The organism is Caballeronia sp. ATUFL_F1_KS39, assembly GCF_023630985.1.
In the GTDB taxonomy this organism is placed as follows: Bacteria; Pseudomonadota; Gammaproteobacteria; order Burkholderiales; family Burkholderiaceae; genus Caballeronia; species Caballeronia zhejiangensis.
In genome coordinates, this window is record NZ_JALQDZ010000042.1 from 1 (window position 1) to 23,104 (window position 23,104).

The following is a 23,104-nucleotide window of genomic DNA, read 5'->3' on the forward strand; positions in this document are numbered from 1 at the left end:
CCGCGCCGCCGACGCGCTCGCCGCCGCCCACAGCCGGTCCGCCTTGCGGTGGCGGCGCCGCCGATGCCGTCGCCGGGTCGATGCCCGTGTTGCTCTTCGCCCAGCTGTAGCACGCGCCGTCGTCGCTTTGCTGCTTCTGCGCGCTCTGTCCCTTGGCCGGATAAGCGATCGGCTTGCTCTGCGCAATGGCGTCGAGCGCCATCACGGCGATCACGATGGCGCAGCCGGCACGCAATCTCGTTGCATTCATGGCGACTCCTTGCCTGATTTCCAGAGTTGGCGATTCAAGATTCTTTTGATACACGACGCCGTCGTTATTGACAATGAAAGTCATCGCGCCGCTTGCGCCGGATTGCACGCGATAGTCTGCAATACAGACCACTCCGGATTCAGGAAGCGAACGCGTGAAGAACCTCTGACCAGAACAGCAAATTTGTATTCTCGTGTTGCCGTTTGTAGCTTGATGCGCGCCGGACGCAGCGCCGCGAAAAACATGCATATTCGAAGATATGCGAACGTCCTGGCGAATTCAAGAATCGCCGCATAGGTGTTTGTTCGCTGATTTGTCGAACGACTCGGGCTTTTAATTACCCGCCTAAAGCGATGATCGCCATCGTCAGAAGCACGCCGAGCGCCATCATCGCGAGACCGGCTTTCCAGCCGCGCCAACCCGCATAACCGCCCAGCGCGAAGCCGCAGCAAAACAGCATCGCGAGCGTGAGCACGCGCGATATGAAGAGCGCGGTCGGAACGTGCTTGACGAGAACAAAAGGCGCGGCGACCGGAAAGGTCGACAGTACGATGATGATGAAGATGCCCAGCGCCGCGAGAAAATCGTCGCGCACGAAGCGCGCGCGTTCCGGCAGGCTGTCGCTCGCGGCGATGCGCTTGCGGATGGATTCGAGATCGTCGTCGGAGATGAACGGATCGAGCGTCGCGGATACTCTCTCGCGCAACATGCGCACGCCCGCCGCCGCGTCGCGCTCGCGCTGGATCGCAAGCGCGAGCGCGTGCCTGCGCGCGCGGTCCGCGATCGTGCGAACGAGATACATGACGGCATCGGCGAGACCCCACGCGAGATTGCAGCCGAGCGCCGTGTAGAGCATCTTGTGTCCCGCCGCCTCGCCGCCCGTCGCCGCCGATACCGTGCCGACAAACGTCAGCGCCATGAAGAGGCCGAAGCACAACTCCGACACGCGATCGACGGTGTCGAGCACCGGCGCTCGCGTGCGTTTGCCCGGCGAAGTCTCGTCGTGCATGAGCGCGCGGCTATCCGACCTTCACCTCGTTTTCCAGGGGTTGATTGTTCTCGAAAGCCGTGATGCTCTGCAGCGTGGTTTCGCAGATCGTCGTCAACGCTTCGCGCGTCAGATAAGCCTGATGCCCCGTCACGATCACATTCGGAAACGACACGAGCCGCTGGAAAACGTCGTCGGTGATGATTTCGCTCGAGAGATCGCGGAAGAAGAGATCGGCTTCCTGTTCGTAGACGTCGATTGCGAGGCCGCCCAGTTGTCCCGTCTTCAGCGCTTCGATCACCGCTTCGGTGTCGATCAGTCCGCCGCGGCTCGTATTGACGAGCAACGCGCCGTGCTTCGAACGCTTGAGCGATTCCGCGTTGATGATGTGATGCGTCTCTGGCGTCAGCGGGCAAAAGAGCGCGACGATGTCCGCCTTCTCGCCGATCTCGCCGGACGTCGCGTAACGCAACCCGAGCGCCTCGAACTGTTTCGACGGATACGGATCGTAGCCGATCACGTTGCAGCCGAAGCCCTGCATGATCTTCGCGAACACGCAGCCGATCTTGCCCGTTCCCACGACCGCGACGGTTTTGCCGTACAGATCGAAACCGATGAGGCCGTCGAGCGAGAAGTTCGAATCGCGCGTGCGGTTGTATGCGCGATGCACTTTGCGATTGATCGCGAGCAAGAGCGCGACCGCGTGCTCCGCGACCGAGTTCGGCGAATAGTTGACGACGCGAACCACCTTGATGCCGAGCTTCGCGGCGGCCGCGAGATCGACGTTGTTGAAGCCGGTGCAGCGCAGCGCCACGAGACGCGTGCCGCCTTTGTGCAGCGCTTCGAGCACTTCGGCATTCGCCGTATCGTTGACGAAGATGCAGACCGCGCCGTAGCCCGCCGCGAGCTCGACGGTGTCCATGTCGAGCGACATGTCGTGGTACCGGAGCTTGTGGTTTTCCTTCTTGTTCGCCTGGTCGATGTACTGACGCTCGTAAGGGGTCGAACTATAGATCGCCACTTCCATGATGCACTCCTTGAAAATTGTATTGACGGGCCGGTCAAGAGCCTAACCCGCGGCCAGCGATATGGCGATCTGCACGAATAACACCTTGACGATGGTCATCGACGGAAAAATCATCGCGTACATGATGTCCGGCTGATCCGTCGGCGCGACGCGGTTCGCGAACGCGAGGATCGCCGGATTGCCGGTCGCGCCGCAGATCACGCCGATCGACGTGTCGAACGGCAGCCTGAAAATCCACAGGCAGCATATCGCCGTGACCGCCACGAGCACGAATACCGTGATGATGCTGAAGACCAGCAGAATCGGCCCGGCGGTGCCAACGGTGTCGACGAACTTCGGCCCGCACGAAATGCCCACTTGCGCGAGAAAAATCGTGAGGCCGAGATTGCGCAAGACGAGATTCGCGGACAGCGGCATCACCCAGACGAACGGCCCGTTGCGGCGCGCCTTGCCGAGACACAGCGCGACCAGGAGCAGCGCGGCGAGACCCAGACTGAACGCGCCGAGGCCGGGAATCGGCAGCGGAATCGCGCCGGCCAGCAAGCCCAGCGCCGCGCCGATGCCGAGGCAGATGAAGCTCAGGTCCGCCGTGCCCTTGATCGAATCGCCGAAGAACGTCCGCATGGTCGCCTGATGCGCGCGATTGACGAGCAGCCCGACGCGATCGCCCGCTTCGAGGATGAGATCGGGCGTCGAGAGCATGTCCGCGTCGCCGCGCCGCACGTGCGCAATGGCGCAGTTCACGCCATCGGGAAAGCGGATGTCGCCGAGCGCCATGCCGACGACCGCCGGATTCGACGCGAACACGCGCATGTAGTCGAGGTCCTCGCGATGGCTCGTCATGCGGCCCGGCTGCATTTCGCCGCAGAGCGCGGCGGCTTCTTCGAGCAGACGGCGATCGGTGCTCGTGGCGAGCAGCACGTCGTCGGCGCGCAGCGTGAGGTCGGCGGCGGGCAACTGATTGTGATGCGCGCGCCGCACCGCCGCGATCGCCACGCCCGAGGGCAGCCGGCTCGACAGCTCCGACAACCTGAGGCCGATGAGGCCCGCGTTTCGCAGCGCGATTTCGGCCGTTTCGAGTATCTTCGCGGGCGGCTTCTGAATCTTTACCTTCAGCGCAACGTTGAGCAAATAGATGAGCAGGATCGGTCCGGCGACGCCGAACGGATAGGAAATGCTGTACGCGACGGCCGCATCGTTGCTTTTCATCGATGCGATCGCGACCTGCAGGCTCGCCGTGCTGGTTCCGCTGCCGGCGAACATGCCGAGCGCATCGGCGAGCTTGATGCCGAAGTGGATGAAGCCGCACGCCACGAGGCCCGCGACGATCACGCCGACGCACGCGGCGATGTTCGCCTTCATGCCCTCGCGGCTCGTCAGTCCGCGAAAGAACTGCGCGCCGTACTGAATGCCGATGCCGTATAGGAACAGCAGCAGCCCCAGCGTGCCGAGCAACGGCGGCGGTGCGGACTTCGGCGCGAACGCGCCGATTGCGAGCCCGACGAACAGCACCGCGCCGGAGCCGAGGGCCACGCCTTTGATGTTGATTTCACCGATCAGATAGCCCAGCGCGATCGTCAGAAAAAGCGCGAACAACGACTGATTCTCGAGGAAGGTTCTGACTGCATCCATGCCGCCTCCTGTGGGTGGACAAAGCAACTCGGCAGTACACGAACATTAAAGGCGCTTTGCGTCGCACAGTCCAGCACCGCCGTGCGCATTCAACGGGACTGAAGCACGACGACGCTGCGCGCCTCGACGCGGCACGCACCGCGCGCGACGAGCGCCGTTTCGACATTCGGAACAATGTCGTTCGGCGATTCGGCAGATGTATCGACGACGCGCAGCCAGCTCGAATTGTCCACCGCCGGCAGCGCGGCCTCGCGCGCATCGTCGTTCATGTTGAGGACGATGTGCAGCATCGGCTCGCCCGGCGCGCGGCCCGCGAGCGTGAACGCCACGAAGCGCGCGCCGGGGTCGTGCCACGCGGGCGCATCGAGACGTTCGCCGTGCCATGCGACATCGGGATGCGTTTGTCCGTTCGCCGGACGTCCCGTCAGAAAGCGTCGGCGGCGCAGGCTCGCGTGACGCTTGCGCAGCGCGATCATCTCGCGCGTGAAACGCAACATGTCGCGCGCGTCGTCGGAAAGTTGCCAGTCCATCCACGAAAGCGCGTTGTCCTGACAGAACGCGTTGTTGTTGCCGCGCTGGCTGCGCAGGAGCTCGTCGCCGGCGAGAAGCATCGGCACACCTTGGCTCAGCAGCAGGATCGCGATGAAGTTGCGCGCCTGCCGAAGCCGCAGTTGGATGATCGCGGGATCGTCCGTCTCGCCTTCCGCGCCGCAATTCCACGACAGATTGTCGTTGCTGCCGTCGCGATTGTCCTCGCCGTTCGCCTCGTTGTGCTTCGCGTCGTAGCTGACGAGATCGGCGAGCGTAAAGCCGTCATGGCACGTCACGAAGTTGATGCTGTTCGCGGGCAGCCGGCCATCGTCCTCGTAGAGGTCCGCGCTGCCCGCGATGCGCGTGCACACTTCGCCGACGACGCCCGGCTCGCCGCGCACGAAGCGCCGGATCGCGTCGCGATAACGCCCGTTCCACTCGGACCAGTCCATGCCGGGGAACGTGCCGACGTGATAAAGGCCGCCCGCATCCCAGGCTTCGGCGATCAACGGCACGCGCGCGAGGATCGGCGATGCTTCCATCGCCCAGGGTAACGGCGGCGTGCGCAGCAATTCGCCGTGCTCGCCGCGAGCAAAGACGCTCGCGAGATCGAAGCGAAAGCCGTCGACGCCGAGTTCGCGCACCCAGTATTCGAGGCAACGCATGATGAACGCCGACACCAGCGGATGATTGCAATTGACCGTATTGCCGCAGCCCGTGTAATCGAGGTATCGCCGCGAATCGTTCGGGTCGGACTGATAGAAGGCGTCGTTGGCGAAGACCTTGAAGTGGATCAGCGGGCCGTTGTTGCCCGCCTCCGACGTGTGATTGAACACGACATCGAGCAGCACGCGAATGTCCGCCGCGTGCAATGCGTCGACGAGTTCGCGGAATTCCTGCGGCGCCCGCGCGGGCTCGACGCAATAGCGCGGATGCGGGCTATAGAAGCCATATGTGCTGTAGCCCCAATAGTTGCGAAGTCCGCGCTCGGCGGCGAAGGCGGGAAGGTCCTGTTCGTCGAAGGCCATCACGGGAAGCAGTTCGACATGCGTGACGCCGAGCGCCTTCAGATAGGGAATCTTTTCGATGAGACCTGCGAACGTGCCCGGATGACGCACGCCGCTCGACGCATGCCGCGTGAAGCCGCCGACATGTAGTTCGTAGATGATCGCGTCGTCGAGCGTGCGGATGTCCACGTCGTCGACGGGCCGATTCAACGGCTCCGTCACGATGCCTCTGAGCGACGCGTGTTCGGCGGCGTGCACAGCGGCGGCCTGCGCGCGATCGTAGAAGCGGTCGCTCACGCCGCGCGCTTGCGGATCGAGCAGTTCCTTCCGGCTCGCGGCTTCGTCGCTCATCTGGGGCACGTCGAGCGGGCCGTATGCGCGCCACGTATAGCAGCAACGCAGCGGCAGATCTTCGACGAACACATGCCAGAAGAAATACGTGCGGTTCGTTTCGCTCGTGAGCGCGATGACCTGAAACGGTTCGACGCTCTCTTCCGATGCGTACAGCAATAGTTCGACGCGCGTCGCGCGCCGGCAGAACGCGCAGAAGTTGACGCCGCCCGGCATGACCGTCGCGCCGAGCGGGAAGCGCGAGCCGGTCCGCGTGCGATAGCCCGCGTGATCGTGCGCGACTGCAGGAACATCGCTCATGGTCGTCTCCCGCTTCGCTTCGTCACACTGAGCAAGGATATGTGAGGCGTCGCGGATTACAAGTGGACGGCTCGGGCGCGCGTCGCATCGGCGGGTGTTAAGCGTTTCAATATTTCTGTCGGATCGTTTCATCCGCTTGACCCCATTCGGATTCCGGCTACAACGGAATCAGTGCACACGTTGCGTGGAAGCGGTCATGCCATCCGAACAAACGTTACAAGAAGGCTCGAGCGGCGGCGGCGTGCAAGGCTGGTCGCGTCATGTGCCGTTGATCGCGTTGCTGCGCGACTATCGCGTGGGGTGGCTGAAGAACGACATCATCGCCGGACTCGTGCTGACGACGATGCTCGTGCCCGTCGGCGTCGCATATGCGCAGGCGTCGGGCGTGCCGGGCGTGTGCGGCCTCTATGCGACGATCGTCCCGCTACTCGCCTACGCGATCTTCGGCCCGAGCCGCATTCTCGTGCTCGGCCCCGATTCCGCGCTCGCCGCGCCCGTGCTCGCGGTCGTCGTGCTGAGCGCATCCAGCGATCCGTCGCGCGCGATCGCCGTCGCGGGCATGATGGCGATCGTCTCCGGTATGGTGTGCGTCGTTTTCGGCTTGCTCAAGCTCGGCTTCGTCACCGAGTTGCTCTCGAAGCCGATTCGCTACGGCTATATGAACGGCATCGCGCTGACCGTGCTGATCAGCCAGTTGCCGAAGCTCTTTGCGATATCCATCGAAGATCACGGGCCGTTGCGCGATCTCGCGACTCTCGCCAAAGGCATCGCCGCCGGCCAGTCGAACTGGTACAGCTTCGCCGTCGGCGCGGCGAGCCTCGCGCTCATTCTCCTGCTCAAGCGCTTCGACAAGGTGCCGGGCATTCTCATCGCCGTCGTGCTCGCGACGCTATGCGTGAGCGTGTTCCATCTCGACCAGCGCGGCGTGAAAGTGCTCGGGACCATCCCGCAAGGACTGCCCGCGTTCTCGCTGCCGTGGCTGAGCGATGCCGATTTCGTGCGCATCGTGCTCGGCGGCTGCGCGGTCGCGCTCATCGCTTTCGCCGATACCAGCGTGCTGTCGCGTACCTTCGCGGCGCGCGCCAATACGCGCGTCGATCCGAATCAGGAGATGATCGCGCTCGGCGTCGCCAATCTCGCGACCGGTCTGTTTCAGGGCTTCCCGGTCAGCAGCAGTTCGTCGCGCACGCCTGTCGCGGAAGCGGCGGGCGCGCGCACGCAGGTGACGGGCATCGCCGGCGCGGTGGCGGTGGCGGCCGTGCTGCTCGCCGGGCCGAATCTGCTGCGTCATCTGCCGAGCAGCGCGCTCGCGGCCGTCGTGATTGCCGCGGCCATCGGACTATTCGAGTTCAGGGATCTGAAGCGCATCTATCGCATTCAGCAATGGGAGTTCTGGCTGTCGATCTGCTGCTTCGCCGGCGTGGCGGTGTTCGGTGCGATTCCCGGCATCTGCATCGCCGTGGTGATCGCGGTCATCGAATTTCTATGGGATGGATGGCGGCCGCATTACGCCGTGCTCGGGCGCGTGGAAGGACTGCGCGGTTATCACGACACGATGCGATACCCGCAAGCGGAACAGGTTCCGGGCCTGCTGCTGTTCCGCTGGGACGCGCCGCTTTTCTTCGCGAACGCCGAGCTGTTCCAGCAGCGCGTGCTCGAAGCGGTGAAGCAGGCGCCGACGCAAGTCAAACGCGTCGTCGTGACGGCCGAGCCGGTCACGAGCGTCGATGTCACGTCCGCCGACATGCTGCGCGAACTGCATCGCGCGTTGCAGGAACGCGGCATCGCGCTGCATTTCGCCGAGATGAAAGACCCGGTTCGCGACAAGCTCAGGCGCTTCGAACTGACGCCGATCTTTCCCGATGCGTGCTTTCATCCGACGATAGGCAGCGCCGTCGACGCCTGGCTCGCCTGTCAGACGCCCGCCGCCTGAATGTCGGCGAAGCGCGCCCGGAGCGTCTTCTTGTCGATCTTGCCGACGCTCGTCTTGCTGATCGCGTCGATGAAGCGCACGTCGCGCGGCACCGCATAGCGCGAGATGCGTCCGGTTTCGGCGATGCCGCGCAGATATCGCGTGATCATTTCCTCCGTGATCGGCGCCGCGCAATCCGGCTTCTGCACGACGAGCGCGAGCGGGCGTTCGCCCCACTTCGCATCGGGCACGCCGATCACCGCGACCTCGGCCACGCCCGGCAACTGCGAGATCAGGCTTTCGACTTCGAGCGACGACACCCATTCCCCGCCCGACTTGATGACGTCCTTCGCGCGATCGGTGATGCGCAGATAGCCGTCGGCATCGACGTTGCCGATGTCCTGCGTATGCAGCGCGCCGCCTTCCCACAACGTCGCGGATGCCTCGCGATTCTTCAGATAGCCTTGCGTGAGCCACGGCGCGCGCGCGACGATCTCGCCGCACGTGCGGCCATCGCGCGGCGCTTCGCGCAGTTCGTCGTCGACGATGCGCAAGTCGACGAGCGGAATCGCGCGGCCCGTCGTGCAACGCAGGCGCACTTGCTCGTCGGCGTCGAGCGTGTCCGCGTGCGGGGGCAATTGCGCGAGACTCAGCAGCGGACCGCTCTCCGACATGCCGTATCCCGAGAACACGTCGATGCCGCGTCCGAGCGCCGCGCGCGCGAGTCCTTCGGTCAGCGCGCCGCCGCCGATCACGACCTTCCATCGGCGCAAATCGACGGCTTCGGCATCCGGGCATGTCAGAAGCATATGCAGGATCGTGCCGACGCAATGCGAGAACGTCACGCCTTCTTCCTCGATCAGACGCATGATGTTCTGCGGCACATAGCGGCCGGGGTACACCTGTTTCACGCCGAGCATCGTCGCGATGTAGGGCATGCCCCACGCGTGCACATGGAACATCGGCGTGAGCGGCATGTAGACATCGCCGCGATGAAAGCGCTGGCCGCTCGCCGGGCTCGCGAGCGCGGCCATTCCGGCAATCGTATGCAGCACGAGCTGGCGATGCGAAAAGTACACGCCCTTGGGCTTGCCGGTCGTGCCGGTCGTGTAGAACGTCGTGGCGCGCGTGTTCTCGTCGAAATCGGGAAACTCGCGCACGGGATCGGCGGCGGCGAGCATCGCTTCGTATTCACGCGCGAACCCGATGCCGTGCTCCGGAACCGCGACGCCTTGCTCATCGATCCAGATGAAAGTACGCACGGTTTCGAGGCGCGTTCTGATCGCGTCGATCACCGGCAGGAAATCGGTATGCACGATCAGCATGTCCGCGCCCGCATGATTGAGCGTGTACAGAATCTCGTCCTGCGAAAGCCGCACGTTCACCGATTGCAGGACCGCGCCCATCATCGGCACGGCGAAATAGCATTCGAGATAGCGATGGCTGTCCCAGTCCATCATCGCGACGGTGCTGCCATGCTTCGCGCCGAGCGCGTCGAGGGCATTCGCGAGGCGCGCGACGCGCTCCGTCATCGTGCGATACGACTGCCGCACCGCGCAGCGATAGACGATCTCCTGATCCGGCGAATTCGCGAGCGGCGTGTGCAGCAACTGCTTGATGAGCAACGGGTACGAATACGCGTCGGGCGCGGCGTGCGGGTCGAAATACGTGTCTTGCATCCTTGTCTCCAAATATTCAGAAGTTGTGGCGCAGGCCGAGCATGGCCGCGGTCGTCGACTTGCCCGGCGCGGTCGGCTGGCCGTAGGCGATCATCTGGTTCATCGTGCCGTTGTTGTCGACGTGGCCGACTTCGGCATACGCGAGCGTGCGCTTCGACAGGTTGTATTCCGCGCCGATCGCGAATTCCAGCGAGTGATTCGACGACTGGTTCTTGTCCTTGATGTAGTAGACGCCGGTCGTCACGTTGAGATTGGGCGCGAAGCGATAGCCAAGACCGCCCGAGTACATGTCGAAGTTCGCGCGATCCGAATCGGCGGGGTTCTTGCCGTTCGCGTAGGACATCGAGATCGAGAAGCCGTGCGTCGTGTACAGGCCGCCGAAATACATCATGCGATTGTTGTTGAGTCCGGTGGGCACGGAGCCGGGCGCGGGATTCGCGTCGTGGCCGTTGTAGTAGACAGCCGTCAGCGTCAAGCCGAAGTTCGAGTACTTCAGCACCGCCGATTCGCGCGTGCCGCCCTGAAACTGTCCCGCCACGCCGCCGGGCGCATATTCGAGCGATGCCGACAAACCCGCATACGTCGGCGACTGATACACGAGCGCGTTGCTGTCGTAGAGCGCGCCGATCGAGCCGTTGGTGCTCGTGCCGGGCCATCCGGCCGCCGTGTTCATGCCGAGCCATGCGGTCAGCACGCTGCCGAAATACTGCGCGCGGCGCACGTCGGTGTCGTACATCGCCCAGATCATCGGCACGATCTGGCGGCCCGCGTTGAAGGTGCCGAACGGGCCGGACACGCCGATCGTCGCGTATTGATTGAACATCGCGGTGGCGCCGGGCGTATCGGAGAGGCCGGTCTTGCCGGTGCCCGAATCGAACGAGCCTTGCAGCTTCACGTTGATGAAGTAGCCGCCGCCGAGATCTTCGCTGGCCTTCAGGCCCCAGACGCTCGAATAGATGCCGCCGTCCTTGAAGCGATACACCTTCCCCGTGTCCCGCGCGTTGCGCGCGAAGCTCGCCGCCGACGTGCTCTGATACATGAGGCCGGCGTCGAGCACGCCATAGAGCGTCACGGTGGATTGCGCATGCGCGCCGCCGGCGGCCAGCACGAGCCCTGCGGCAGTGGCGAATCTGAGCTTCATCGAGTCTCCTGATCTTGTTCTGGATGCGCCGCGCACCGATAGGGTCGCGGCGTCAGGAGGCAAGAATACGCATCGGCCAAGTGCCGAACCCCTCTCACGGAGAGAGGGGTAGGGATTGCGAGAGAGGCGGGAAAACCCTGCTGAAAACGCTTGAAAAAGGCGCTATTGCACGCCTTCGAGCAGGCCGAGCGCGATGGCGCGGCGCACCGCGTGCTTGCGCGAACTGGCGTCGAGCTTGCCGAAGAGATTCTTCAGATGCCACTTGACGGTGCCCTCGCCGACCGCCGCCGCGAGCGCGATTTCCTTGTTGCTCAAGGTGCGCGCGAGCAGTTCGAGAATCTCGCGCTCCTTCGGCGTGAGGATCACGCTCGGCAACGCGCGCGGCCCGCCTTCGCCCGAACGCGGCGGCACGCGCACGACATGCGGCGGCACGACCGGCCGCTCGCCGGCATCCACGCCGCCCGCTTCGCTCACGCGCCGCGCCCAGTCGGCGAGACCGGGATGCGCGTCGATCAACACGCGCCCGAGGTGATACGTGCGCGCGAGGTTCAGCGCTTCGAGAAACGGCGCGTGGCCGTCGCCCGTCGCGCGTTCCTGGGCGAACGCGCGCAACGCCATCAGCTCGATGCGCTCGCGTCCGCGCTTCATCGTCGCGGCGATCTGTTCCGCGCGCGCGAGCGGTTCGACCGCAGCCGGCCAGTCCTGACGCGCGAGCGCCGCGCCGCCGTGCGCCATCGTCTGCAGCATCTGCACGGAGCGGCTCCAGATCGGCCCGCGCGTGGCGATGTGTTCATCGACGATCGCGTCGATACGCTCGACGAGCGCATCGCAGGTCTGCGCGCGATAGCGTCCCGCATGCGCGCTCACCTGCTCCGCGAGGCTCGTCACGCAAAGACGCGGCAGATTGCGCGCGACGCCCATCGCGTAAAGCATTTCGAGCAGATCGAGCGCGCGATGCTCGTCGCCGCGCAACGCCGCGATGCGCGCCGCCGTGCGATACGCGAGCACGACGGTCTCCGGCAACGCCGCGCGTTCGAGCACGTCGAGACGGTTGGCGAGCAGCGCGGCGGCCTCGTCGATGCGATCGTCCTCATACGCGATCGACGCGCACGTCGCCGCGAACATGCACGTCAGCGGATGACGCCGCCCGAGGTCTTCTTCGGCGCTCGCGAGCGCGGGCAGCAGGACGCTTTCGGCGAGCTTCACCTGTCCTTCCTGAAGCCACGTCAGGCCGACCATGTGATCGCCCCAGCGCACGACATAGCCGAGCCCCTTGCCGATCTGCGCGCGCGTCACCGCCTGTTGCAGACGCCGCGCCTGCGCCGGCTCGCCGAGCAGCATCGCGCGGGCGGCGAGGCGGTTCGCATGCGACTGCGCGAGCCACGAGTCCTTGGGCGGCGGCGTCTGCGCCCACGGCTCGAAAAGCGTCAGGAAGCGGTCGGGATCGTCGGCGTACCACGCGGCCGCGCTCAGGATCAACGCGCATTCGTAACGCAAGGCGTCGTCCGCACCCGGCGATGCAAGCACGCGCTCGACCTGACGCTGCGCCTCGTGATGACGTTCGCCCAGCGCGAGCGCCCACGCGACCGCCAGACACAGGCGCGGACGCTTTTCCAGTTCCGCTTCCGGCAGACGTTCCAGCCACTCGAGCACGGTGCCGAGCTGGCCTTGCTTCACGGCGTCGTGCAGCGACTGCTCCGCGAGTTCGTACGCATGTTCGCGCTCGCCCGCCGCGTGCGCGTGGCGCGCCGCCTGTTCGAGCATGCCGCGCGCGCCGAGCCAGCGCGCCGCGCGCCGATGCAGCTCCGCGCGCGCATCCTCCGCGAGCGCGGCGAAGCGCGTCTGCAGCACGTCGCGCACGAGCGGATGCAGGCGGCACCAGTCGCTCTCCTCCGCCGTCACGAAGACGGGCGTATCGCGCGTGAGACGTGCGAGGCGTTGCGGCGCGTCGGCGTCGCCGGTCAGGGCTTCGCACAAGTCGGGATGCAGCACGTCCACGACGCTGATGTCGACGAGCAGGCGTTCATCGGCGGATGACAGCTCGCTCAACAGCGCCGCGACGAGCGGTTCGCGCAAGCCGCGCGGGCCCGCCGCGAGATTGTCGAGCGCCGTGCGCGGGTCCTGCGCGCGCGCCATCGCGGTGAGCGCGAGTTGCAGGCCGAGCGGCCAGCCGCCGGTGATTTCGAAGAGGCGCGCGGCGGCATCGGCGTCGACGCGCGCGCCGAAACGCTGCGTGACGAGCGCGATGGTTTCATCGACGCGAAAACGCAGCGCGTCCGGCGCGACGAGTTCGGCCTGTCCGTAGGCGAGCAGTTCCGCCGCGGGCTTGTCGAGCCCCTGCCGGCCCGCCGCGACGATGCGCAGATTCTGCGGCGCGTTGTGCATCACGTAATCGAGCAGTTGCGCGCCGGGTTCCGGCAGACGATCGGCTTCGTCGACGATCAGCACGACATCGAGCGATAGCTGCGCAAGCTCCGCCAGCCACGCGGTGGCGAGATCGAACGCGCCGGCGGGCACGCCCGGATTTTCCGCGATGAGACGCCCGAACGAGGGCCGCGCGCAGCATGTCCGGATCGCGTGGACGAGCGCGCGCAGGAAGCGCTCCGCGTCGTCGCGATCGTCGGCGAGCAGCCACGCGACCGCCGCGCCGTGCGCCAGAAACTCGCGCCGCCATTGCGCGAGCAGCGACGTCTTGCCGTAACCCGCGCCGGCCTGCACGAGCACGATCTGGCTGCGTGCGGTGTCGGCGTTCAAACGGGCGCGCGCGAGCAGCCCGGACGGCGCGCGCGGCGCCATCGTCTTCAGCACGAGCTCGGTGGATGGGGAGTCGGTGGGCATCGGTAATTTTTTGTCTTCCATCTAGGATGGTTCGGATCGCGCGCGTGCGTCAAGCCCCTCCCGCCGCGAGAGGGGCGCTCGCCCGCCGCCCGCACTACGATTCGATCAACCGTGCAATTGAAAACCGAAGGATCACCATGTACCGACATCTGCTCGTGCCCGTCGAGCGCAACGACGCCAGCGTCGAGGCGACTGGCCATGCGGCCGAGCTCGCGCGCTCGCTCGGCGCACGCATCACGTTCGTCAGCCTGCATGCGGGCGCGAGCGACGATGCGGCGCAGCATCGCCGGATCGCGGCCGCCCTCGCCCGCGCCGAAGCCGCCGCTCGCGCGCACGGCGTGCCGGCGACGGTGCTAGGCGTGCAGGGCATCGATTCGGCGGCGGCGAACGATTACGACCTCGTGTGCATCGCGCAAGGCAGCGCGGTGCCGCCCTTGCCGGGCGTGGCCGTGCTGATCGCGCCGAGCGACGCGCGCCCGATGGTCACGAAGGCGGCGGGCGCGCTGCTCGCCGTGCATCGGATGCGCTCGGACGCTTACGACGATGCGCTGCGCACTTCGCGACCCGATGCGCGGACGATCGAGCGTCTTCGCGAAACACATCACGAAGAAACCGCGCTGACCACGGCATTGCGCGAGCGCACATCGACGCTTGATGCTGAACTCGACGAACTCGCGCGCCTCGCCGAACGCGAAGCGGCGCTGCTCGCGCGCGTCGCGACATCGATCGCGAATGGCGAGGTCATCGACGACACATTGCTTGCGAGCGCGCGCTTCGCGTGCGAACGCATGGGACGCATCGAAGGCGTCGTGCTGCCGGCCGCGCGCCGCTATCTGCGCGACGCCGACTGGAACGCGCTCGCGCGCTGAACGCCATACAGGAAACAGAGACTCAAGGAGACGAAACAATGGCACATGCAATCCGCTTTCACGAAACCGGCGGTCCGGAAGTGTTGCGCTGGGAAGAAGTCGCCGTGGGCGAACCCGGCCCGTTGGAGGTCCGTCTGCGTCACGAGGCCGTCGGGCTCAATTTCGCGGACACGTATTTCCGCTCTGGCCTCTATCCGGTGCCGCTGCCTTCGGGCATGGGCGTCGAAGCGGCGGGCGTCGTCGAGAAGGTCGGCGCGAACGTCACGCATCTGAAGGAAGGCGATCGCGTGACCTACACTGGTTTCATCAACACGCTCGGCGCGTACAGCACGGAGCGCATCATTTCCGCCGCGCCGCTCGTCAAGCTGCCCGATGCGATCGACTGCACGCGCGCCGCCGCCATGACGATGCGCGGCCTCACCGCCGCCTATCTGATGACGCGCATCCGCCGCTTCGAGCGTGGCGACACGCTGCTTTTGCACGCGGCGGCGGGCGGCGTCGGGCTGATCGTGTCGCAATGGGCGAAGCTGCTCGGCGTGACGGTGATCGGCACGGTATCGAGCGAAGAGAAAGCGCGCGTGGCGCGCGAGCATGGCGTGGCGCACACGATCGACTACAGCCGCGAGGACGTGGCCGCGCGCGTGCGCGAACTGACCGATGGCAAGGGCGTGAACGCGGTATTCGACAGCGTCGGCAAGACCACTTTCAACGCATCGCTCGATTCGCTCGCGCGCCGCGGTCTGATGGTGTGCGTCGGCACGGCATCGGGTCCGATTCCGCCGTTCGATCCGCAATTGCTCGCGATGAAAGGCTCGCTCTATCTGACGCGCCCGGCGCTCGCGGATTACATCGCCGATCCGGCCGAGAAGAATGCGCTCGCCGCCGAACTCTTCGATCACGTCGCGAGCGGGCGCATTCGCATCGAGATCAACCAGCGCTATGCACTGCGCGACGCGGCGGACGCTCATCGCGATCTCGAAGCGCGCAAGACCACGGGTTCGTCCGTGTTCGTCGTCTGAGGAGACATTCATGCGTATCGAACAACTTACTTGCGCGATCGGCGCGGAACTCACCGACGTCAATCTCGCCGACGCCATTCACGACGACGCCCTCTTCGCCGAAATCCGCGCCGCGTTGCTCGCGCATCGCGTGCTTTTTCTGCGCGATCAGGAAATCACGCGCGCGGAGCACGTCGCGTTCGCGCGGCGCTTCGGCGAACTGGAGGATCATCCGGTCGCGGGAAGCGATCCGGACCATCCGGGGCTCGTGCGCATCTACAAGTCGCCCGATCAGCCGAACGACCGCTACGAAAACGCGTGGCACACGGACGCGACCTGGCGCGTCGCGCCGCCCTTCGGCTGCGTGCTGCGCTGCGTGGAAACGCCGCCCGTCGGCGGCGACACGATGTGGGCGAACATGGTGCTCGCGTATGAGAAGCTGCCCGCGCACGTCAAGGAACAGATCGCGGATTTGCGCGCGCGGCACAGCATCGAGGCGAGTTTCGGTGCGGCGATGCCTATCGAGAAACGCCTCGCGCTGAAGGCGCAGTTTCCCGATGCCGAGCATCCCGTCGTGCGCACGCATCCGGAAACGGGGGAGAAGGTGCTGTTCGTCAACGCCTTCGCGACGCACTTCACCAACTATCACACGCCGGAGCGCGTGCGCTTCGGGCAGGACGCGAATCCCGGCGCGGGGCAGTTGCTCGCGTATCTGCTGAGCCAGGCGTATATCCCGGAATATCAGGTGCGCTGGCGCTGGAAGAAGAACAGCATCGCCATCTGGGACAACCGCAGCACGCAGCATTACGCGGTGATGGACTATCCGCCGTGTCATCGCAAGATGGAGCGCGCGGGGATCATCGGCGACGTGCCCTTCTGATGGATCGACGCATGAACGCACCGACGATACTCATGGTCCCCGGCCTGCGCGATCACGTCGAGGACCACTGGCAGACGCATTACGCCAACGCGCATGACAACGTGCGTACCGTGCCGCCGCTGCAACGCGACAAGCTCGATCGGAGCGCGCGGGTCGCCGCGCTCGACGCGGCGCTCGCGCAGATCGACGGACCGGTCGTGCTCGTCGCGCACAGCGCCGGCGTGATGATTTCCGTGCACTGGGCGCAGCGGCATCGTCGCGAGATTCAGGGCGCGCTCTTCGTCACGCCGCCCGATTTCGATTCGCCGCTGCCGGAAGGCTATCCGTCAGTCGATGAACTCGAGCTGCACGGATGGCTGCCCACGCCGCGCGAACGCCTGCCGTTTCCGTGCGTCGTCGCGGCGAGCCATGACGATCCGCTCGCGCGCTTCGAACGCGTCGCCGGCATGGCGCACGACTGGGGCGCGCGGCTCGCCGATCTCGGCCGAGTCGGGCACATGAATCCGGCGTCGGGATTCGGCCTCTGGCGCGACGCCGGGCGATACATCGCGGAGATCACCGAGCGTTAAGCCGACAAGCTCGCGAGGATATTCGCCGCTGCCCGCGCCGCCACTTCGCAGCCGAGCACGATGTGCGACTCCGCCGTGTCCTCGATGAAATCGTGACTCACTCCGCCGATGCTCGGCACGAACAGCATGCACGCCGGCACATGATGCGCGATCACCTGCGCATCGTGCGACGCGCCGCTCGGCATGCGTTCCCACTGACCCGGCGCGAGCGCTTCGGCGGCCTCCGCGATATGCGCCTGCAAGGCGGCGTCCATCACGACGGGCGCTTCGGGCGGCTCGCTGTCCGTCATCGCGACACCGATTTTCCCTTCGGCATTGAAGTCGCGGATCAGCGCGGCGAGCGCGGCTTCCATCGCGCGCAAACGCTCCGCGCTGGCGTCGCGGAATTGCAGATACATGTCCGCCGCGCCCGGCACCACGCTGAACGAACCCGGATCGAGCTCGATGCGCCCGACGGTCCAGACGGTATCGGCATCGGCGATTGCGCGAAACGCTTCGTCCATGCGCGCGATGAACGCAACGAGCGCCGCGCCCGCATCGCGCCGGATCGACATCGGCGTCGTGCCCGCGTGATTGCGCTGCCCGGTGAAGCGCAGCTTCAGCTCGCGTATGCCGACGATCGTCGTCACCACGCCGATCGACTTGCCGTGCGCCTCCAGCCGTCCGCCCTGCTCGATGTGCGGTTCCAGATACGCCTTGTGCCGCGCCCTGTCGATACGCACGCGCGCCGCGCCGATGAGTCCCGCTTGCGCGAGCGCATCGCCGAGCAGGACGCCCTCGCGATTGCGCGCGTGGCGCAGGGCTTCATCGACGGCTTCGCCGACGAAACTGCGGCTGCCGAGAAAGCCCGAGAACGTGCCTTCCTCGTCGATCCACGATGCGACGTCCACCGCGAAATGACGCGTCGTTTCGCATTCGGCGAGCGCCCGCGCGATTTCGAGGCCGTAAATGACGCCGAGCGCGCCGTCGAGCCAGCCGCCGGTCGGTTGCGTGTCGGTGTGCGAGCCGATCAAAAGCGCCGGGCCCGCGTTGCGCGAGCGGCCGAACACGGTGCCGACGCCGTCGATCGTCGCGGCGAGTCCCGCTTCGTTCATGCGGCCCGCGAGCCAGCGGCGCGCGTCCATATCGACCGATGACAGCGAGAGGCGCACGACGCCCGGACCGGTCGCGCCGAACGTGCGCAGATGACGGAGGTCGTCGAGCAGGCGGGCGGGATTGATCTTCAGCACTGTTTGTCCTTGATGTAATCGTTACGTTTGAGTGCGCGCCTCGCGCCGCACTTCCTGCGGCGGCACGCCGAAGCCGCGCATGAATGCTTCGCGCATGTGACGGCGGTCCCTGAAGCCCGTTTCCTGCGCGATCGTTTCGAGCGAATGCCGGCTTTTCTCGATCATCAGACGCGCCGCTTCGAGCCGCAATCCTTCGATGGCTTTCGCCGGCGACTGCCCCGTCTCCAGCGTGAAGACGCGGCTGAACTGACGCGGGCTCAGATGCGCCTCGCCCGCGAGCTCCTGGACCGTCAGCGGCCGGTTCAGATTCTTGCGCGCATAGTTCAGCGCGTTCTGGATGCGATCGGACTTCGGCGCGAGATCGAGCATTTCCGAATGCTGCGACTGCCCGCCCGCGCGACGCTGATGCATGACGAGCTTGTGCGCGACCGAACGGGCGATATCGGCGCCGAGATCCTTCTCGACCATCGCGAGCGCGAGATCGAGCCCCGCGGTCATGCCCGCCGACGTCCAGACCGGGCCATCGACAATGAAGATGCGGTCTTCTTCCACTTGCACATCGGGATAAAGCCGCTGCATGTCGCGCGCGTAGGCCCAATGCGTGGTCGCGCGGCGATTCGCGAGCAGGCCCGCTCCGGCCAGCACGAATGCGCCCGTGCAGATGCCCGCGATACGCCGCGTGCGCTTCGCCGCGCGGCGCAGGAACGCGAACACGTCGGCGGGCGGCGCGATCGTGAGCGGCGTGGTGACGCCGACGGCGATCCAGGTGTCCATCTGCGTGCGCGCGGTGATCGCTCGCGTGTCGATCTTCATGCCGAGCGACGAGCGCACTTCGCCGCCCGCCGTCGAATAATTTTCGATGCCGTAGAACGCCTCGCCGGATACGTCGTTCGCCATTTCGAAAACCGTCTGCGAGGCGAGCGCCATGATCTGGAAGCCGTCGCTCAATAAATAGCCGATGCGGTGCATGTCGTTTTCCTGCCGCGCGATGTCACGAATCACTACCCTATACGTCATTTGCGTCACGGTCAAATCCGGCCAGAATTCACTCACGCAATCAACCACTTGTTTTCTGACGGAGTGAAACATGACGCAGACACACCTCGGCACCGCGCTCGTCACGGGCGCGTCTTCCGGAATCGGCGCGGTCTATGCGGAGCGCCTCGCGCGGCGCGGCTACGACCTCATTCTCGTCGCGCGCAATCGCGACAAGCTCGCGGCGCTCGCCGAACGCATCACGAACGAGACGCGCCGCAGCGTCGAGATTCTCGATGCCGATCTGAACGACCGCAGCGCGCTCGCCACTGTCGAAGCGAAGCTGAAGAATGACGCGAGCATCACGCTGCTCGTGAACAACGCGGGCATCGGCACGCATACGCCTTTGCTCGACAGCGACGTCGACGCGATGACGCGCATGATCGATCTCAACGTGACCGCGCTCACGCGCCTCGCTTACGCGGCGGTGCCCGGCTTCGTCGCGCGAGGCCGTGGCGCGATCATCAACATTGCGTCGATCGTCAGCATTGCGCCGGAGATCCTCAACGGCGTGTATGGCGGCACCAAGGCGTTCGTGCTCGCGTTCAGCCAGTCGCTGCATCGCGAACTGGCGGGCAAGGGCGTGCGCGTGCAGGCCGTGCTGCCCGGCGCGACGGCCACCGACTTTTGGGAAACGGGCGGCCTGCCGATCGAGAATCTCGACAACGCGATCGTGATGTCGGCGGGCGATATGGTCGATGCGGCGCTCGTCGGCTTCGATCGCGATGAGCTCGTGACGATTCCGTCGCTGCACGACGGCGCGAAGTGGGATGCGTACGAAGCGGCGCGGCAGGCGATGGCGCCGGAGTTGTCGGCGAACAAGCCGGCTGCACGGTATGTATCGGGCGCTTCAAGCCTTTCGTGACGCGGAATCCGCTCGCCGTGGCGCGAAGCACATGACGAGCGGTATCAGCGCGAGCGCGGCGCCGGTGTAGAAGGTCGCCGGCGCGCCATGGCGATCCCAGATCCATCCGGCGATCGCGCTCGCCAGCACCATGCAGACGCCGCTCGCGAGATTGAACACGCCGAATGCGGTGCCGCGCAGGGAAGGCGGCGCGGATTCGGCGACCATCGCCGCGAGAATGCCTTGCGTGAAGCCCATGTGCAGTCCCCACAAGGCGACGCCCGCGAACAGCGTGAGCATCGACGATCCCGCGCCGAGCAGCACATCGGCCGCGATCAGCAGCGCCAGGCCGCAGGCGAGCAACGCGCGCCGGTCCCATCGATCGGAGAGCACGCCCGCCGGATACGCGCTCGCCGAATACGCGAGGCTCATCACGACCATCACGGCGGGAATCCACGCGATATCGAGTCCTGTCTGCTGCGCGCGCAGTACCAAGAACGCCTCGCTGAAGCGCGCGAGCGTGAAGGTCGCGCCGATCGCGACGACATACCAGTAGCGCCCCGAAAACTCGCGCATCGACCGCCAGTGCAGCGGCGAGCGGAAGCTCTCGCCTCGTGCGGACGCGCTTTCCGGCTCACGCACGCCGAACAGAATGATGATGACGGCGATGAACGCCGGCACCGTCGCGAACCAGAGCACCGTGCGGATGTGATCGGAGAACGCGAGCATCAGCACGATGGCGAGCAACGGCCCGGCGAACGCGCCGATCGTGTCCATCGACTGCCGCAGGCCGAAAGCGGCGCCACGGATTTCCGGCGGCGCGACATCCGCGACCAGCGCATCGCGCGGCGCGCCGCGAATGCCCTTGCCGAAGCGATCGACGAGACGCGCGGCCACGACCAGCGCGGGCGTTTCGGCGAGAGGGAACAGCGGCTTCGTCAATGCCGCGAGGCCGTAGCCGAAGAGCAGCAGGCCCTTGCGGCGTCCGAGCCAGTCGCTCAGCGCGCCCGAAAAGACTTTCACGATCATCGCGGTTGCTTCGGCTGCGCCTTCCAGCGCGCCGAGTGCGGTGACGCTCATGCCCATGGTCGTCACGAGGTAGATCGGTAGAAGCGCATGCACCAGCTCGGAGGACAGGTCCATGAACAGGCTGACGAGGCCGAGCGCCCAGACGGTGCGGGGGATCGGCGGGCGCGGTGTGGCGAAAGGAGATGGCATGGGCTCGATTCGTGTCATCGATTCGATGTCATCGTGCCAAAGAATGGCCCAGCGTGGCGGTCCGATCGCGCATTCCGCTCGCTCATCCGCCTCACACCGCGCCCGCAAAAAAAATCGCCCCGCTCAAAGCGGGGCGATTTCGTTTCCGGCGAGCGCGCATCGAATCACGTCACCGGCGCCGGATTGAACAACACAAGCGCGTTGTGCAGCTTCAACGCCTCGGCCTTCGTCTGCTTCTTCCCGCTCGCGACATCGAGCATCAGCCGGAACAGTTCCCAGCCCACATCGGCGATGGTCGCCTCGCCCGTCGCGATGGTTCCCGCGTTCACGTCCATCAGATCGTGCCAGCGGCGCGCGAGATCGGAGCGCGTCGCGACCTTCAGCACCGGCACTTCGGCGAGGCTGTACGGCGTGCCGCGCCCCGTCGTGAAGACATGAAGGTTGATGCCCGCCGCGAGCTGCAGCGTGCCGCAGATGAAATCGCTCGCAGGCGTCGCCGCGTAAATCAGCCCCTTCTGCTTCACCTTCTCGCCCGGCGACAGCACGCCCGAAATCGTCGATGACCCCGACTTGACGATGGAACCCATCGCCTTCTCGACGATGTTCGACAGCCCGCCCTTCTTGTTGCCCGGCGTCGTGTTCGCGCTGCGGTCCGCGCCGCCGCGCTTCAGATAATCGTCGTACCACTGCATCTCGCGGATGATCGCCTGCGCCACCTCACGGTTCGCCGCGCGCGCCGTCAGTTGCGCGACGCCGTCACGCACTTCCGTGACCTCCGAGAACATGACGGTCGCGCCCGCGCGCACCAGCAGATCGGTCGCGAAACCGACCGCCGGATTCGCCGTCAGCCCGGAAAACGCATCGCTGCCGCCGCACTGCACGCCGACGACGAGATCCGCCGCCGAACACGTCTCGCGACGGCGATTGTTGAGGCGCTTCAGATGCGTCTCGGCCATCCGCATGATCGACTCGATCATCGAGCCGAAGCCGACGTGCGCCTCGTCCTGCAACACGACCGTGCCGCCGTTGTCGTCGTGCGTGTTGTCGCCGATATCGGCCACGTCTTCCGTTTCCGCCGATGCCGCCGCGATCGGAATCGTGCCCGGCGGCATCAGGCGTTCCGGCTGGAGCTTCTCGCAGCCGAGCGACACCATCATCACTTCGCCGCCGAAGTTCGGATTCAGCGCGATGTTGCGCACCGTGCGGATCGGCACCATCGCGTCGGGCGCGTCGATGGCCACGCCGCAGCCGTATGTGTGACCGAGGCTCACGACGTCATCGACATTCAGATACCGCGGCAGCAGTTCCGCCTTGATGCGCGTCACCGCGTGCTGCACGACGTCCGCGACGCATTGCACCGTCGTCGTGATCGCGAGGATGTTGCGCGTGCCGACCGAGCCGTCGGCGTTCCGATAACCCTCGAACGTGAAGCCTTCCAGCGGCGATTCGTCCGGCGCCTTGATCGTCGCAATCGGCAGGTCGTGCAGCTCGGGCGGCGTCGGCATGCGCGTGACGTGCTCGTTGATCCAGCTTCCCTTCGGGAGCGCTTTCGTCGCATAGCCGATCACGACGTTGTAGCGGATGACCGCATCGCCTTCCGCGAGATCCTTCAGCGCGACCTTGTGGCCCTGCGGCACGCGTTCGCGCAGCACGAGGCCATCGGCGAACGTGGCGCCTTCGCCGAGACCGCCGTCGTTCACCACGATCGCGACGTTGTCGTCCGGGTGGACGCGAATATAGAGAGGGGACTGATTCATTCTGACGAATCCTTGAGCAAACATACCGCGCGGCTGCGGCTTGAGTTAT

17 protein-coding genes and 2 pseudogenes are annotated in these 23,104 nt (G+C 65.8%); 6 read left to right on the plus strand and 13 right to left on the minus strand.

Annotated features, from left to right (window positions below):
• The 6 genes and pseudogenes from NCR93_RS22555 to glgX all read right to left on the minus strand — a co-directional run.
• A pseudogene (locus NCR93_RS22555) lies at positions 1-250 on the minus strand (hypothetical protein); the annotation flags it as partial.
• Between the two features lie 21 nt (positions 251-271).
• Positions 272-499 (minus strand): annotated as a pseudogene (locus NCR93_RS32050) (DUF2950 family protein); the annotation flags it as partial.
• Between the two features lie 88 nt (positions 500-587).
• Positions 588-1,259 carry a VIT1/CCC1 transporter family protein gene (locus NCR93_RS22560; RefSeq protein WP_175981181.1) on the minus strand — a complete coding sequence of 224 codons (672 nt, stop codon included), beginning with the start codon at positions 1,257-1,259 and terminating at the stop codon, positions 588-590.
• A gap of 10 nt (positions 1,260-1,269) precedes the next feature.
• A complete protein-coding gene (locus tag NCR93_RS22565) occupies positions 1,270-2,265 on the minus strand; it encodes a 2-hydroxyacid dehydrogenase (protein WP_008348512.1) in 996 nt (331 codons plus the stop codon).
• Between the two features lie 42 nt (positions 2,266-2,307).
• Positions 2,308-3,897 carry an aspartate-alanine antiporter-like transporter gene (locus tag NCR93_RS22570; protein ID WP_175981183.1) on the minus strand — a complete coding sequence of 530 codons (1,590 nt, stop codon included), beginning with the start codon at positions 3,895-3,897 and terminating at the stop codon, positions 2,308-2,310.
• Between the two features lie 89 nt (positions 3,898-3,986).
• Positions 3,987-6,086: a glycogen debranching protein GlgX gene (gene glgX, locus NCR93_RS22575; protein ID WP_175981185.1), complete on the minus strand. Its 2,100-nt coding sequence runs from the start codon at positions 6,084-6,086 to the stop codon at positions 3,987-3,989.
• 196 nt (positions 6,087-6,282) lie between these two features.
• Between glgX and NCR93_RS22580 the strand changes: the two genes are divergently transcribed.
• Entirely contained in the window at positions 6,283-8,019 is a 1,737-nt protein-coding gene (locus NCR93_RS22580; RefSeq protein WP_175981187.1) for a SulP family inorganic anion transporter, read from the plus strand.
• Here the strand turns inward: NCR93_RS22580 and NCR93_RS22585 are convergent.
• The 3 genes from NCR93_RS22585 to NCR93_RS22595 all read right to left on the minus strand — a co-directional run bounded on the left by NCR93_RS22585 (position 8,001) and on the right by NCR93_RS22595 (position 13,656).
• On the minus strand, positions 8,001-9,677 hold the full coding sequence (locus tag NCR93_RS22585) for a fatty acid--CoA ligase (RefSeq protein ID WP_175981189.1): 1,677 nt from the start codon (positions 9,675-9,677) through the stop codon (positions 8,001-8,003). The genes NCR93_RS22580 and NCR93_RS22585 overlap by 19 nt on opposite strands.
• A 16-nt stretch (positions 9,678-9,693) precedes the next feature.
• On the minus strand, positions 9,694-10,818 hold the full coding sequence (locus NCR93_RS22590; protein ID WP_175981191.1) for a porin: 1,125 nt from the start codon (positions 10,816-10,818) through the stop codon (positions 9,694-9,696).
• Between the two features lie 162 nt (positions 10,819-10,980).
• Complete coding sequence (locus NCR93_RS22595; RefSeq protein WP_175981193.1) at positions 10,981-13,656, minus strand: winged helix-turn-helix domain-containing protein; 2,676 nt, start codon at positions 13,654-13,656, stop codon at positions 10,981-10,983.
• Positions 13,657-13,793: 137 nt separating this feature from the next.
• Between NCR93_RS22595 and NCR93_RS22600 the strand changes: the two genes are divergently transcribed.
• Genes NCR93_RS22600 through NCR93_RS22615 form a run of 4 tightly spaced genes read left to right on the plus strand, consistent with a single transcriptional unit; the run spans position 13,794 to position 16,972 of the window.
• Positions 13,794-14,525 (plus strand): universal stress protein, encoded by a 732-nt coding sequence (locus NCR93_RS22600; RefSeq protein ID WP_175981195.1) that lies wholly within the window; start codon positions 13,794-13,796, stop codon positions 14,523-14,525.
• A gap of 38 nt (positions 14,526-14,563) precedes the next feature.
• Positions 14,564-15,544 (plus strand): quinone oxidoreductase family protein, encoded by a 981-nt coding sequence (locus tag NCR93_RS22605; protein WP_175981196.1) that lies wholly within the window; start codon positions 14,564-14,566, stop codon positions 15,542-15,544.
• 10 nt (positions 15,545-15,554) lie between these two features.
• Positions 15,555-16,403 carry a TauD/TfdA dioxygenase family protein gene (locus NCR93_RS22610; RefSeq protein WP_008348529.1) on the plus strand — a complete coding sequence of 283 codons (849 nt, stop codon included), beginning with the start codon at positions 15,555-15,557 and terminating at the stop codon, positions 16,401-16,403.
• 11 nt (positions 16,404-16,414) lie between these two features.
• Positions 16,415-16,972 carry an RBBP9/YdeN family alpha/beta hydrolase gene (locus NCR93_RS22615; RefSeq protein ID WP_175981198.1) on the plus strand — a complete coding sequence of 186 codons (558 nt, stop codon included), beginning with the start codon at positions 16,415-16,417 and terminating at the stop codon, positions 16,970-16,972.
• Here NCR93_RS22615 and NCR93_RS22620 read toward each other — a convergent pair.
• Both NCR93_RS22620 and NCR93_RS22625 read right to left on the minus strand, forming a co-directional pair.
• Positions 16,969-18,201 (minus strand): Zn-dependent hydrolase, encoded by a 1,233-nt coding sequence (locus NCR93_RS22620; protein ID WP_175981200.1) that lies wholly within the window; start codon positions 18,199-18,201, stop codon positions 16,969-16,971. The genes NCR93_RS22615 and NCR93_RS22620 overlap by 4 nt on opposite strands.
• Before the next feature lie 21 nt (positions 18,202-18,222).
• Complete coding sequence (locus tag NCR93_RS22625; RefSeq protein ID WP_008348535.1) at positions 18,223-19,170, minus strand: GlxA family transcriptional regulator; 948 nt, start codon at positions 19,168-19,170, stop codon at positions 18,223-18,225.
• Positions 19,171-19,288: 118 nt separating this feature from the next.
• Here NCR93_RS22625 and NCR93_RS22630 point away from each other — a divergent pair, with 118 nt between their 5' ends.
• Positions 19,289-20,101 (plus strand): SDR family NAD(P)-dependent oxidoreductase, encoded by an 813-nt coding sequence (locus tag NCR93_RS22630; protein WP_175981202.1) that lies wholly within the window; start codon positions 19,289-19,291, stop codon positions 20,099-20,101.
• On the opposite strand, the gene NCR93_RS22635 is transcribed toward NCR93_RS22630, so the two are convergent.
• Both NCR93_RS22635 and garD read right to left on the minus strand, forming a co-directional pair.
• Positions 20,087-21,298, minus strand: coding sequence for an MFS transporter (locus NCR93_RS22635; protein WP_175981204.1), 1,212 nt, complete (start codon positions 21,296-21,298; stop codon positions 20,087-20,089). The two genes, NCR93_RS22630 and NCR93_RS22635, sit on opposite strands and share 15 nt — an antisense overlap.
• A gap of 164 nt (positions 21,299-21,462) precedes the next feature.
• Positions 21,463-23,055, minus strand: coding sequence for a galactarate dehydratase (gene garD, locus NCR93_RS22640; RefSeq protein ID WP_175981206.1), 1,593 nt, complete (start codon positions 23,053-23,055; stop codon positions 21,463-21,465).
• Positions 23,056-23,104 lie beyond the last annotated feature (49 nt).

Excerpts from the sequence above, each read along its gene's own strand:
- garD (WP_175981206.1), bottom strand. The coding sequence starts at position 23,055 with ATGAATCAGTCCCCTCTCTATATTCGCGTCCACCCGGACGACAACGTC.
- NCR93_RS22625 (WP_008348535.1), bottom strand. The coding sequence starts at position 19,170 with ATGCACCGCATCGGCTATTTATTGAGCGACGGCTTCCAGATCATGGCG.
- NCR93_RS22615 (WP_175981198.1), top strand. The coding sequence starts at position 16,415 with ATGAACGCACCGACGATACTCATGGTCCCCGGCCTGCGCGATCACGTC.
- glgX (WP_175981185.1), bottom strand. The coding sequence starts at position 6,086 with ATGAGCGATGTTCCTGCAGTCGCGCACGATCACGCGGGCTATCGCACG.
- NCR93_RS22585 (WP_175981189.1), bottom strand. The coding sequence starts at position 9,677 with ATGCAAGACACGTATTTCGACCCGCACGCCGCGCCCGACGCGTATTCG.
- NCR93_RS22630 (WP_175981202.1), top strand. The coding sequence starts at position 19,289 with ATGACGCAGACACACCTCGGCACCGCGCTCGTCACGGGCGCGTCTTCC.
- NCR93_RS22570 (WP_175981183.1), bottom strand. The coding sequence starts at position 3,897 with ATGGATGCAGTCAGAACCTTCCTCGAGAATCAGTCGTTGTTCGCGCTT.
- NCR93_RS22560 (WP_175981181.1), bottom strand. The coding sequence starts at position 1,259 with ATGCACGACGAGACTTCGCCGGGCAAACGCACGCGAGCGCCGGTGCTC.
- NCR93_RS22565 (WP_008348512.1), bottom strand. The coding sequence starts at position 2,265 with ATGGAAGTGGCGATCTATAGTTCGACCCCTTACGAGCGTCAGTACATC.
- NCR93_RS22610 (WP_008348529.1), top strand. The coding sequence starts at position 15,555 with ATGCGTATCGAACAACTTACTTGCGCGATCGGCGCGGAACTCACCGAC.
- NCR93_RS22635 (WP_175981204.1), bottom strand. The coding sequence starts at position 21,298 with ATGCCATCTCCTTTCGCCACACCGCGCCCGCCGATCCCCCGCACCGTC.
- NCR93_RS22590 (WP_175981191.1), bottom strand. The coding sequence starts at position 10,818 with ATGAAGCTCAGATTCGCCACTGCCGCAGGGCTCGTGCTGGCCGCCGGC.
- NCR93_RS22600 (WP_175981195.1), top strand. The coding sequence starts at position 13,794 with ATGTACCGACATCTGCTCGTGCCCGTCGAGCGCAACGACGCCAGCGTC.
- NCR93_RS22605 (WP_175981196.1), top strand. The coding sequence starts at position 14,564 with ATGGCACATGCAATCCGCTTTCACGAAACCGGCGGTCCGGAAGTGTTG.
- NCR93_RS22595 (WP_175981193.1), bottom strand. The coding sequence starts at position 13,656 with ATGCCCACCGACTCCCCATCCACCGAGCTCGTGCTGAAGACGATGGCG.
- NCR93_RS22580 (WP_175981187.1), top strand. The coding sequence starts at position 6,283 with ATGCCATCCGAACAAACGTTACAAGAAGGCTCGAGCGGCGGCGGCGTG.